The 12,814-nt window shown below is 38.8% G+C and carries 14 protein-coding genes; 1 reads left to right on the plus strand and 13 read right to left on the minus strand.

Translation table 11 applies throughout. The annotated features are described in order from the left end of the window. The 13 genes from ABFX33_RS23125 to ABFX33_RS23185 all read right to left on the minus strand — a co-directional run bounded on the left by ABFX33_RS23125 (position 1) and on the right by ABFX33_RS23185 (position 11,218). Entirely contained in the window at positions 1–522 is a 522-nt protein-coding gene (locus ABFX33_RS23125; RefSeq protein ID WP_282251597.1) for an NADH-quinone oxidoreductase subunit NuoE family protein, read from the minus strand. Then, a complete protein-coding gene (locus ABFX33_RS23130) occupies positions 515–1,750 on the minus strand; it encodes an NADH-quinone oxidoreductase subunit D (protein ID WP_257097179.1) in 1,236 nt (411 codons plus the stop codon). Before ABFX33_RS23130 ends, ABFX33_RS23125 begins: the two co-directional genes overlap by 8 nt. Before the next feature lie 10 nt (positions 1,751–1,760). Next, entirely contained in the window at positions 1,761–2,255 is a 495-nt protein-coding gene (locus ABFX33_RS23135) for an NADH-quinone oxidoreductase subunit C (RefSeq protein WP_346088555.1), read from the minus strand. 3 nt (positions 2,256–2,258) lie between these two features. Then, positions 2,259–2,810: an NADH-quinone oxidoreductase subunit B gene (locus tag ABFX33_RS23140; protein WP_077437314.1), complete on the minus strand. Its 552-nt coding sequence runs from the start codon at positions 2,808–2,810 to the stop codon at positions 2,259–2,261. A 61-nt stretch (positions 2,811–2,871) separates the two neighbouring features. Then, complete coding sequence (locus ABFX33_RS23145) at positions 2,872–3,246, minus strand: NADH-quinone oxidoreductase subunit A (RefSeq protein WP_346088557.1); 375 nt, start codon at positions 3,244–3,246, stop codon at positions 2,872–2,874. Positions 3,247–3,365: 119 nt separating this feature from the next. Beyond that, positions 3,366–5,174, minus strand: coding sequence for a tetratricopeptide repeat protein (locus ABFX33_RS23150; RefSeq protein WP_346088558.1), 1,809 nt, complete (start codon positions 5,172–5,174; stop codon positions 3,366–3,368). Positions 5,175–5,199: 25 nt separating this feature from the next. After that, positions 5,200–6,099 (minus strand): PstS family phosphate ABC transporter substrate-binding protein, encoded by a 900-nt coding sequence (locus ABFX33_RS23155; RefSeq protein ID WP_346088613.1) that lies wholly within the window; start codon positions 6,097–6,099, stop codon positions 5,200–5,202. Positions 6,100–6,456: 357 nt separating this feature from the next. Next, complete coding sequence (locus tag ABFX33_RS23160) at positions 6,457–7,347, minus strand: energy transducer TonB (protein ID WP_257096276.1); 891 nt, start codon at positions 7,345–7,347, stop codon at positions 6,457–6,459. A 33-nt stretch (positions 7,348–7,380) separates the two neighbouring features. Further along, positions 7,381–7,938 (minus strand): ExbD/TolR family protein, encoded by a 558-nt coding sequence (locus ABFX33_RS23165; protein WP_120260485.1) that lies wholly within the window; start codon positions 7,936–7,938, stop codon positions 7,381–7,383. 24 nt (positions 7,939–7,962) lie between these two features. Next, complete coding sequence (locus ABFX33_RS23170; protein WP_172395938.1) at positions 7,963–8,625, minus strand: ExbD/TolR family protein; 663 nt, start codon at positions 8,623–8,625, stop codon at positions 7,963–7,965. A 101-nt stretch (positions 8,626–8,726) separates the two neighbouring features. Next, positions 8,727–9,551 (minus strand): MotA/TolQ/ExbB proton channel family protein, encoded by an 825-nt coding sequence (locus ABFX33_RS23175; protein WP_120260487.1) that lies wholly within the window; start codon positions 9,549–9,551, stop codon positions 8,727–8,729. Positions 9,552–9,983: 432 nt separating this feature from the next. Next, positions 9,984–10,334 (minus strand): translation initiation factor, encoded by a 351-nt coding sequence (locus ABFX33_RS23180; RefSeq protein ID WP_259179496.1) that lies wholly within the window; start codon positions 10,332–10,334, stop codon positions 9,984–9,986. 5 nt (positions 10,335–10,339) lie between these two features. Then, on the minus strand, positions 10,340–11,218 hold the full coding sequence (locus ABFX33_RS23185; RefSeq protein ID WP_346088560.1) for a diacylglycerol/lipid kinase family protein: 879 nt from the start codon (positions 11,216–11,218) through the stop codon (positions 10,340–10,342). 308 nt (positions 11,219–11,526) lie between these two features. On the opposite strand from ABFX33_RS23185, the gene metK reads away from it, so the two are divergent. After that, the gene (metK, locus tag ABFX33_RS23190) at positions 11,527–12,780 is read left to right on the plus strand and encodes a methionine adenosyltransferase (RefSeq protein WP_346088562.1); all 1,254 of its coding nucleotides are present in this window, start codon (positions 11,527–11,529) and stop codon (positions 12,778–12,780) included. Positions 12,781–12,814: the final 34 nt, after the last annotated feature.

Below are 12,814 nucleotides of genomic sequence, written 5' to 3' on the forward strand. Positions count from 1 at the left end.
TTATTCCGTTTTAGCTTTTAAATTATCAATCAATTCATCCACCTTGTCTTCATTCAAATTCTCATAGAATGTATACTCAGGACCAATTTGTAGCACCGGACCAAAACCACAGGCGGCCAAACATTCAACACCACGCCAGGAGAAAAGCCCATCTGCTGTAACCTGTCCCTCTTTTACCCCAAGTTTCTGTTCCAAATGTGTCATAATTCGTTCCGCCCCAACTAAGCAACAAGGCCCAGTACGACAGATCTCTAGAACATACTTACCTTTAGGCTCCAACAAAAACATGGTATAGAAAGTTGCAACCTCATAAACCTCTATCGGTAAAATATGGAGATAAACCGCTACCTGATCCATTGCATCGGCGCTAACCCAACCAAATTCTGCTTGGACCAAATGCAAAATAGGCAATAGACCAGATTTTTGCTTCCCTTCCGGATAACGGCTCACGACCTCTCCAAACTTGGCCAATAGTTCTGGGGAAAACGTTACATTTTCATTATGTTGTTTTACACTAAGCATCTAATTCTCCTGCTATAACGTTAAGACTACTCATATTTAAAATTGCATCTGATATTAGCATTCCCGCACTCATCGGTGCAAACATCTGATAATTGACGAAAGAAGGTCGTCTAAAATGAAGACGGTAAGGTGAACGGCCACCATCATGAATCAAATAAAATCCCAATTCGCCATTTGCTCCCTCTACGGAATGATACACTTCAGCTTTAGGTGTATCAACTTCACCCATAACGATTTTAAAGTGATATATAAGTGCTTCCATATTGGTATAAACCTGCTCCTTTGGGGGCAAATAAAAATCGGGCACTTCCGCATGAAACACACCTTTAGGCTCCTTTTCGATTTTTTCCAAAGCTTGCTCAATGATGCGGAGCGATTGCCACATTTCCTCATTTCTGACCATAAATCGATCATATACATCTCCCGTTGCTCCAACAGGCACATCAAAATCAAACTCCTCATACGAACAGTAGGGATTTTGTACCCGAACATCATAATCTACACCTGTTGCTCTTAAAATAGGTCCAGACCAACCATAATCTAATGCCTCCTCTGGAGTAACAGCGGCAACACCTGAAGTTCGCTCGATAAAGATTCTGTTTCGCACAAACATCTCCTCAAATTCTTTCAATACGGGCGGATACCGTTTTATAAATTCACGAATTTTCTCAAAAGCAACTGCATTAAAATCGCGCTCAAATCCACCGATACGCCCAATATTTGTTGTCAGGCGTGCACCACAGATTTCTTCGAAGATCTCATAGATAAATTCGCGTTCTTGCATTACGTATAAGAATCCAGAAAAGGCTCCAGTATCAACACCCAAAATTCCATTACAAATGATATGATCAGCTATACGCGCAAGCTCCATCACAATGACACGCATATATTGTACACGCTTCGGGATTTCGATTTTTAACAGCTTTTCAACTGTCATATGCCAGCCCATATTATTGATAGGCGCCGAACAATAATTTAAGCGGTCCGTCAGCGGAGTGATCTGATAAAAAGGCCTATGTTCAGCAATTTTCTCAAAAGCACGATGAATATAGCCAATAGTGGAGACACCACTTACAATACGCTCCCCATCTATCTGCACTACATTCTGGAATACACCATGTGTAGCTGGGTGAGTCGGGCCAATATTCAGGGTGATTAGCTCATCCTGTGGATCGTTATCATCGAAAACGGGCTGATTAGGTGTTATCTTGCTTATAAACTCGCTCATATCATATAAATTAACGGCCGAAATACAAATCTTTTTTATCTACTCGGTTTGGATCCTCCAAAGGATATTCTTTTCGCATTGGAAATACGTCCATATCGTCAACGTTTAGAATTCTTCTTAAATCTGGATGACCTATAAAGTTCACTCCAAAAAAATCAAATGTTTCACGTTCCATCCAATTTGCGCCCTTCCAAACAACTGTTGCCGTCGGAATTTCGGGATTTGGACCATACAAATACACTTTTACGCGTATACGGATATTGTGAATCAAACTATGAATATGATACACAACGGCAAATTCTTTCTCCAGATGAGGATAGTGTACAGCAGTAATATCAGTTAAATGAATAAACTGTAACTCCCTATCTGTCTTTAGAAAACTCAGCACATCGATTATATCATCCACATTTACAAGGATAGTTAGTAAATCATGCGCATCTGGAATTTCTACAATCTTGGCAGGAAAATTTCCCTGGAGTTTCTCCAATAAAAAACTGTTCTCCATCCTCTACTTATTAGTATGTATACCGTATTTTTCTAATAGTGCTTTATACTCCGGTGTGTTTCGCCTATTTAACGATTCATTTTTGACAATATCCTGCAAACGCAATACACCATCCAAAATTGCTTCTGGACGCGGAGGGCAACCTGGCACATAAACGTCCACGGGAATCACCTCATCTATACCCTGCAATACAGAATAGGTATCGAAGATCCCGCCGCTGGAGGCACAGGCCCCTACAGCAATCACCCAACGCGGTTCGGCCATTTGCACATAGACCTGTCTCAAGACAGGAGCCATTTTCTTTGCAATAGTTCCCATGACCAATAACATATCCGCCTGACGCGGAGAAAAACTTGGTCGTTCTGCACCGAATCTAGCCAAATCGTAGGTAGAACCCATCGTAGCCATAAATTCAATACCACAACAGGATGTCGCAAAAGGCAAGGGCCACAATGAATTTGCACGCGCCAACCCGATCGCTTTATCCAAGCTTGTCGCAAAGAAACCTGCGCCTTCTACTCCCGGAGGAGCTTCTGCCAATTTTATATCACTCATGAAAAGACGATTTATAAGGTTTAAGTACAATCGGCCATTACAGCCAATGTTACAGGACAATTTAGTCCCAGTTTAATGCTTTTTTCTTAATGACATAGATAAAGCCCAACAAGAGCATTCCCATGAAAATAAACATCTCGATCAAGCCTTGAAAGCCCATTTCCCTAAAGTTGACAGCCCATGGATACATGAAAATAACCTCAACATCAAAAATGACAAACAAGATTGCTACCAGAAAATATTTAATTGAAAAAGGTTGCCTAGCATTCCCTATGACTTCAACACCGGATTCAAATGCTCCAAGTTTATTTTCCGTCCTGACTTTCGGTCCGATAAGGTGTGTAATAATTATGGTACCTACTCCGAATCCTACTGCTACGATAAGCTGTATGAATATAGGGAAGTAGTCTATCGGCATACTATTGGCGTGCTCCATCTGAATCAAAATTTATATTGGTAACTGTCTTTAAATATAGAGATTCCAAGACTAAAATCAAAACAAAAAAGGAGCAGATCGTACGATCTGCGCCTAATTTAGAATCATTTTACTTAAGCTTATTTGATAGCATCCAAATATGCTTTCGCTCCTTCATTCGTCGGATCGATTTCCAATACTTTCTGCAAATTTTGCTTCGCTTTTGGCATATCTTGCTTCATATAATGGAAAAGACCAATATAGGTATAGGCATCAACTAAATAGCTTTTGTTTTTTTCTTGCGTACCACGTTGGTTGATCGTATCAATCAATTTTTGGAACATTGGCACGAAATCACCTTTTGGACTTTCCAAATTATCAGCAGTTAATGCGGAGAAAGCTTTATAATAAAGGGCATTGACTAAATATTTATCTTGTGCTTCTTTATTATCTGTTGTCTCAATTACCGTTAAGAACCCAATCGCCTTATTCAATGTTGCAATTGCTTTATCTTTTTGTGCTTGATCAACAATTGCGCCTTCTTCATTTTTACTAGCCGCTTCCTCTTTAGATCCTATTTGGAAATAAGCCTCACCAGCATAGTAGTTAGCATCGTATAAGTAAGTTGGATTGTCTTTATATTGACCAACTAACTCAAATAGAGAAGCTGCAGTTTGTAATTCTTGCTCTTGGTATTTCGCAAATGCCAATTCAGCAACCTCACCCAACAACTCCTTATCACCATCAATTGCTTTTTTGATATCCGCAATTCCTTTTTGGATATTAGCCGTATTTTCAGGAGTCAAAACAGGCGCAGCAACTGTCGCAGTGCTATCCGCACCAGCGGCTGGTGCTGCAGGTTTCGGACTATTAGCAGCAATCTGAGCCATACCCAAATACATATAATCCAAAGGAATCACACGGTCTTTTTCCATCTTGCTGAACATTTGATTCAAATACTCCAGTGCTTTCGAATAATCCTTCGTTTTTTGGAAAGCGATATATCCCAAATAACGATAGATCTTAGGATCAACTGATGGATTCTTTGCTAATTCCTCTGAAACAGTCTTTAGTTCATCATATTGACGTGAATAAACCAAGAAATCCGCATAACGAATTTTTGCTTCCAATGTATTATCACCAGCTGCCTCCAAATATTTCTTATATTGAGCAACACCTTTCTTGTTTAACTCAAGGTATTTCTCATCCGTAGTTCCGGGCATTCTTGACCATTGGTAGTATGTTTCAGCTAACTCACGGTAAGTCGGTGCGTAAGCTGGAGTTTCGGCCGCAATAGCTTCCAATTGTGTTACAGCTTCGTCATAAGCTTGCGCTCCACGAACGATAATTGCCTGACCAACTTTCGCTTTAACCGAGTTTTGATCAATATCCATCGCATCACCATAGCTGGTATACGCCAATGAACCTTCTCTCAAGCCACGGTATGCATCACCTAAAGCTAAAGGAATCGCAATATCTTTTGTATTTTTCGCTTTCGCTTGTGTCAGATATTCTAGAGCTTTCGCATAATCTGGCTCCGGCGTTTCAATATATGCACGACCGATTTCCAATAATGGCTCATAATCTTTTTTACCTAATTTTGCTGTTGCCAAAGCAAACTTGGATTCAGCGCTAGCTTTATCTTTTTTCAATAAGTCAACATAACCCAAACCTACATTGTTGATAGTGGCTTTTGGATCAGCAGTCAAACCTTGGTTGAAAATCGCAGCGGCAGAGTCCGCTCTGTCGTTTACCAAATAAACTTGACCCAAATAGAAATAATTATCTCCATTCTTAGGTTGCTTAGTCACTAATTGTTGAAGAATAGTTTTCGCTTTACCATAGTTTTCAGCCTCGATAGCTGCTCTAGCATCTTTCAAACTTTGCGCACTTACTGTGCCCACAGATCCAGCCAATAAAAGACTAAATAATAATTTACTGTTTGTCATAATCTATTTTTGTACTATTTATTATCTATTTAATATAACTCTCATCTCTAATAATGATCTCGCGCCCAGGCATTGTCACAGGGACTAACCCTGCTTTTAATACGATCCGTTGCCCGCGATCTCCTGTCAAAAACGCACTAAAGCCCAAGCCTAGTCCCATGTTCGGCTGGTAATTCATGATGTAAACCGGTCTGATGAACGGATACACTCCGTCGGCTATGGTTGACTGTGATGGCTTATAAAAATGTGCCTTGTCTGCCCCCGCACTAACATTTTCGATGCTCAATGTACGAATTTTATCCAATAATTGCGAATTTTTTTCAACCGCTTTCAAGTACCAATTATAACCGATAACTCCCACTGCATTAGCATTTTCACTAATATACTTCATCACATCCTCACTATCTCTCATTGCTGAAACAGCCTTCGGATCAATTTTATCTATTTTGAAGTAGTCCTTCAAAAAGCGTAAGGTACTTGAATTAGCATTGTCAAAAATCAATCGCTGACCTCCTAAATTACCCTCCAACAAAGACTTAACGTTATTTTGGGACATTATAGTATCAGTACTGTTACGATTATTAATTAGTACTACGGCATCGGAAGCCATCTGGAATATTTTAGGCTGAATCCCCCGCTTCTTAAAATAGTCTTCTTCTTGGCTATTTAATTTCCTAGTTAATACAATCACATAGGCTGAGTCTGACAATAAAGCATTAACAGCTTTGATCTCTGGTCTCGCCATAATTTCAAGACTGGAATTCGGATAGGAACTTTCAAACACATCAGCAGATTCCTTAATGATCGGCAGTAATGTCTGATCAACCAACACGGGTAATTTACCGGTTAGAATATCCTCGCTCCCCTTATTACTTTTTGCTCGATCTTTGCAGGACAGCAACAGTCCAACACAAAGGCTAAACATCACAAGAATTACACTATATTTTCTCATACGATACATCATATAATAAGACAATTAAAATAAAAGAATAGTTTAATTTTTGAAGAGAGTTTAATGAAATTTAAAAAGACCGCTAGCAGCTAATTAAAATTGTTTTGCCAAAGTCGGACAAACCGCATAAAAGAATAAAGGATCAGCACGACACCGAAGACTGTTTTGTAAGCTGAATTAATTTCAATGGGAAAATTGTCCCAAAAAATAATCAGCAGGCCCAAAACAAAATAAAAACCAAACATAAATAGTCCTAAAATAGACAGAAACCGCTTTAAAGGCGATTTCTGTCTATAATTAGAATTATTATTCGAATTAAAATCTGTCATTCTATTGTGACTGAAGATTCAAACGAATTGGTAAGGTGTAAGCCACACGAACTGGACGACCATTTTGAATACCCGGTTTCCATTTCTTAGCTTTCTTCAACAACTTAACAGCTGCATCCCCTGTACCATATTTCAAATCGCGTTTTACACTGATATCTGTCAGACTACCATCTCTTTCCACGACAAAGGAAACTTCCACCACACCATTAACTCCACTTTCCTGTGCCGCTTGGGGATAATCATAGTTAGAGGATACCCATGACATAAATGCTTTCATACCGCCTATTGGCTCAGGATTAACCTCTACCGCAGTAAAGATTTTATCTCCATTCGGATCTCCATTTGGATCTCCTTTTGAAACACCAGTGATTCCACCATCTTGTTTCTTGGAACCAAACTCACCACGCGCTACTGAAGTACCTGTTGGACTACCTTTCAAAGTAATACGTGCAGGAGTTTTATTTGGATCCTTCAATTCTTCCTGCGAAGCCACTTCTTCTACAACTTTATTTGCAGGAGCCACTTTCGGCTCAGGAAAACGAATCAAATCCTCTTTCGGCACATCCATTGCCACTTGTTGAGGTTTTTCTTCCGGTTCTTGTGGAAGAGGCTCCTCTTCTGGTGGTTCTGGTGGTTTGATCTCTTCAAGGTCTTCCAAGGTAACTTCTGTTACCTCTGGAGGTGCTTCAACAGGTTTCTTTGGAAAAAGCTTATTTCCATAAACACTAAGGAGACTGGCTATGACTACGATGCCGATAACGACAACAAGCCCTCTATTGGTCGCTTTAGGGGCAAGTTTACGTAGCTCATACGCTCCGTATTCCTTGTTACGTCCCTGAAAAACGACCTCAAGCCATTCTTTCTTAAAAATATCTAATTTTGACCCTATCATATTTTTATACTTTATCGTGCTATCTAATAATGATTAATCATTGTAGATATTATCACGTTTTAAAACCTCCACTTCTTCTGGACTGATTTTAGCAATCATGTAACGTTTGATATCCACGATTTTCATTTCGTCAAGAATGTCAACTAAGTTACGTTGCGTGCTTTTATCACTCGGTCTAATGATAACGATCAAATCCTTGCCGCCAGCAACGCGAGGTACATAGGCTTTTTTCTCCATCAATACCTTACGAATACCATCAGCTCCGAAACCAACTGTAGTTGGTCCTTCGATAGGATTTTTTACTTGTCCGTAAATCACAGAGACTTTGTTATCAGATCCCAATAAAACTGTCAATGAACGGTTATCAGCTGTCAATAAATCTGGCTGAGGCTCATCCTTAACTTTATTTTTATCTGGCATCGCCACGTCCATCGCTTGTGGTTTATTTAAAGATGTGGTCAACATGAAAAAGGTAATCAATAGGAAGGCCAAATCCACCATGGCTGTAAGGTCAACCTTACCACCATTCTTCTTGGACCGTACTTTCCCGCCTTTGCCTTTTTTACCACTATCCTGATTTAATTCTGCCATTTTTTGTTCTTATTAAATCGTCAATTATTTTTCCTCAGCACGCATGCCAGTGATGAAACTAAATTTGTTTTGCTTTTGATTACGCAATGTTTCAATCACCTGGTTTACAGAAGGATATTTTTCGTTTGCATCAGCTTTGATTGCAATCTTCAAAGGTCCTGGGTGAACAAAGTTCTTATCCGAAGACTCTTTTTCTTTATTTACTTCCTCAGCAGCTAAACGTGTATTTTGAACCCAGTAGTACAACTCATTCGATGTGTTCTCTGTACTGTCAATTGGAATACCAGTCTGTACACCTTTTTCAGTACGCTTGCTACCATCCAAAGCCAACAATCCTTTCAACTTAGACATTGGTACACCGAAGTTTTCCATCAGTTTGAAATGATCATAGTCTTCTTGTGAAAAGCCAATGCCATATTTTGCTGACATTCTTTCTAATGCTTTTACGCGAACTTGCTGATCTGTCGTTCCGAAGAAAACTTTTCCACCATCACCGATCGTAATCATACCCACATTAGAGTCAGGTAATTTATCTTTCGTAGTTGATGCTGGGGTATCCACCGTCAATGCTTCCGGTTGGCGCGCTGTCGCCGTTAATACGAAGAACGTAAGCAGCAAGAACGATACGTCACACATCGCTGTCATGTCGATTGACGTACTGGCTCTTTTTACTTTTGCTTTACCCATTTTAAATTCTTCTTTTTAAATTAAAAACTCAATCTTCTATCCTATGATGCTTTAGTTTTTTGATTTCCATAAAATAAAATCAAAAATTTTCATCATAGTTCTTATTTGTGGTTTGCAGCGTATGTTTGTACGATTGAGAAACCAGCTTCGTCGATAGAGTAAGTTAATTTATCGATTTTTGCAGTAAAGATGTTATACAATACGATAGCGAATGTAGAGGTCGCGATACCTGTTGCTGTATTGATCAAGGCCTCAGAGATACCGTTCGCTAATTTAGCTGAATCTGGAGCGCCACCGGTTGCCAATGCCGAGAAGGCTTTGATCATACCTGTTACTGTACCTAATAGACCACATAATGTACCGATAGAAACTAATGTTGCGATTACGTTTAAGTTTTTCTCTAACATTGGCATTTCTAATGCTGTAGTTTCTTCGATTTCTTTTTGAATTGCAATAGCCGCTTTTTCAGTATTCACTTCAGGGTCTGCTGATACTGCTTTGTATTTCAATAAACCAGCTTTTACTACGTTTGCAACTGAACCTTTTTGTTTGTCACACTCAGCGATAGCTGAATCGATGTTTCCACCATTAATCAAAGATTGGATTTTTCTAACAAAGTTTCCAACGTTTCCTGTACCAGAAGCTTTGTTAATAACGATAAAACGTTCTACGGAGAAAACCCATACCATCAAGAATAAACCAAGCAAAACAGGTACGATAGCCCCAGCGTGGTAAACCATTCCTAAATAGTTACCAGGATTAGGAGCATTTTCAGGATTGTTATCAACGAAGTTAGTTGGATTACCCATTACAAATTTCCATAAACAGAAACCAACGATGAAACAGATGATGATTGCAGCTTGAGCGAAGAAAGATCCTCCGTTGTTGCTTTCTTGTTTTGCAGCAGTTTTAGGTGCGTTTGCCATTTTTCTAATTTTTAGTTTTTTACTGTTGTTTAAATATATAATGTTGTTTAAATTATATGCACTCTTATTCGCTTTCGAAATCAATTTTGCAAAGCAAATTTAATATTTAATGTCAAATTTAAAATATTCATCTCAAATATATAAAAAAAATCAAATTTGTTTTTTCAAACTGAACACACCATTCATAGTGTTATTTTTCTCAGCAGTTCCCGTTATATAATCCTTATTACAATGAGCTAAATCGCTTATTAGCAATAATTATTTTACAATGAAAACCATTTTTTTTTTGATATGCAAGAAAAACGAGGATTTTCAGCGACAAAAAGTAAGTGATTACTCATGTTTTTCATTCCATTCTCATCTCTTTTTTACATCATATTTATCTAATAAACAATTCATTAGATTTACTACAATTAGTACAGATATAGTTGTTTAACCACCAACCAATTTCACACGATACCCTTCTTTAAGTAACAACTCATAGATCTTTTGCTTAAATTCACCTTGGATCACAATCTCCCCATCTTTAACTGTCCCCCCTACTCCACACTTCTGTTTCAATAATTTCCCTAAGGCTTCCAAATCTTCTATTTGTCCCACAAATCCAGTGATTAAGGTAACAACTTTACCCTTCCTCATTTTGCGATCGAGTTGTACTTTAAGGTTTTGCTGATTCACTGGCAATGTCTCCAATTCCTGAAAAGAATCAGCAAGCTGATAGTTATAACTGTCATCCGTTGAATATACAACGCCTTCGTAAGACTGTTTCTTATTTTTACTCATGATTTTTAACAAATAATTTTTATCGCCTTTGGCATGATCGAAATATTAAGCTTATCACCGAGCTCGATCGGTTCACCATCCACATGTACTGGTGAAATAGAATCCATTTCAATTTCGATATTCCTTCCCGGTATAATCTCCACATAACTTGACTGGTCAGCAGATTTATTAAACAAATGAAAAATCATCTTAGGCAAGATATATAAAGGGAATTTATGTACAATACAAACATCTAGTATACCATCATTAACCGAAGCCTGAGGTGCGATATACGCATTATTTCCATACTGGGGTGAATTGGCTACGCTAATCATAAAGGCTTGCCTTTCATAAACCTGGCCATCTATCGTTAATTTATAATTCGCTGGTTGATATTTGCTTAGCACATTAAAAACAGATTTCATATAACCCAAAGGTCCACGGATATTTTCGTTGGCAAAATTCTCACTTACTGATGCGTCGAACCCCAGTCCTGCGATATTAAAAAAACGACGATCATTAATGACACCACAATCGACCTCAATGGATTCAAAACGATTTATACGGCGGATAGCCGCAGCCTCATTCATCGGAATACCTAAATAAAGTGCCAGACCATTACCTGAGCCCTCAGGAATAATACCCAAAGGTATGCCTGAGCCAACCAAAGCAGATCCTAATTCATTGATTGTCCCATCTCCCCCAACGGCAATTACCGCATCATAGCCCTCCTGAATAGCCTTTAAGCCAATTTCGTAGGCATGATTGGGTCTCGCTGTTTGCTGAAATGTAGGATCAAATTTCTGCAAATCCAGCACATCCAATACCTGCTTTTTAAAGGACGTTTTACGCTTTCCTCCTGAAATAGGGTTAATAACAAACAATATTTGTTTACGTTCTGACATATCCAAAGATAGCGGAAATTACCAATTTCTTAAAATAATGTAATCTTTATACCGTTTTAGCATCGCTTTCTACGCTTTTTAAAATTAAAAGACAAATTTGATTTTAAATATCCCACAAAGTATCGTAGCTTTGTCGCAACAAAAAATAGAATGTGGACTGATTTGCGTGCTGTTGCATACACAAAGCAACGACAAGGAGATTGCAACCACAGTAAAAAAGTGCTAAAAACCCTTCGCTATCACGGCTCTTATCACTTTGCTGTAATTTCATTTCTAGCGCGAATCCAATATTAAAATTACGTAAAAGCATGGCTTATTTATTTACGTCAGAATCTGTTTCTGAAGGACATCCAGACAAAGTTGCGGATCAAATTTCAGATGCACTAATAGACAATTTTCTAGCATGGGATGAAGACTCTCGTGTTGCTATTGAGACTTTAGTAACGACTGGTCAGGTCGTTCTTGCAGGTGAGGTTAAATCAAACATATATTTGGATGTCCAGAAAATAGCCCGCTCTGTTATCCAAAAAATCGGCTATACCAAGTCTGAATATATGTTTGAAGCAAATTCCTGTGGTGTGTTATCTGCAATCCATGAGCAATCTGCGGATATTAATCAAGGTGTAGACCGCAAGACAAGACAAGAGCAGGGAGCTGGAGACCAAGGTATCATGTTTGGATACGCAAATAATGAAACCGAAAACTTCATGCCTTTAGCATTAGACCTTTCCCATCGTCTTTTATATGAACTAGCGGAATTGCGTAGAGAAAACAATGAAATAAAGTACCTACGACCAGATGCAAAGTCACAAGTAACATTGGAATATGGCGATGACCATAAACCAAAAAGGATTGATACCATCGTAATTTCGACACAACATGATGATTTCGACAGTGAGCCTGTCATGTTAGATAAAATCACACAGGATATAAAAACAATTTTAATTCCGCGTGTTAAAGCACAATTGAAACCAGAACTTCAGTTGTTATTTAATGATGAAATTAAATTCCATATCAACCCCACGGGAAAATTTGTTATCGGCGGCCCACACGGGGATACTGGGCTTACTGGCCGTAAGATCATCGTAGATACTTATGGAGGTAAGGGTGCACATGGCGGCGGGGCTTTCTCTGGAAAAGATCCATCAAAAGTAGATCGTTCAGCGGCTTACGCAACCCGTCACATAGCCAAAAACTTGGTTGCTGCGGGTGTGGCAGACGAACTACTCGTTCAGATATCCTATGCAATTGGAGTGAAAGATCCGATGGGAATTTATGTAAATACCTATGGTACGAGTAAAGTAAACCTGACAGATGGCCAGATTGCTGATAAAATAGCGCAATTGTTTGATATGACTCCTTATGGCATTGAAACCCGTCTTGGTCTTAGAAACCCAATCTATTCTGAGACCGCCGCTTATGGTCACATGGGAAGAACACCAAGAAAAGTAACCAAAGAATTCGAAAGTTCCACTGGAGAAAAGAAACAAATCGAGGTGGAGTTATTCACTTGGGAAAAGTTAGATTACATCGAGAAGGTGAAAGAAGAATTCGGTCTGTAAAGGACTCACCTATCAAAATATAAAAGGGATATAG

The sequence above is a fragment of the Sphingobacterium ginsenosidimutans genome (assembly GCF_039536865.1).
Classification (GTDB): domain Bacteria; phylum Bacteroidota; class Bacteroidia; order Sphingobacteriales; family Sphingobacteriaceae; genus Sphingobacterium; species Sphingobacterium detergens.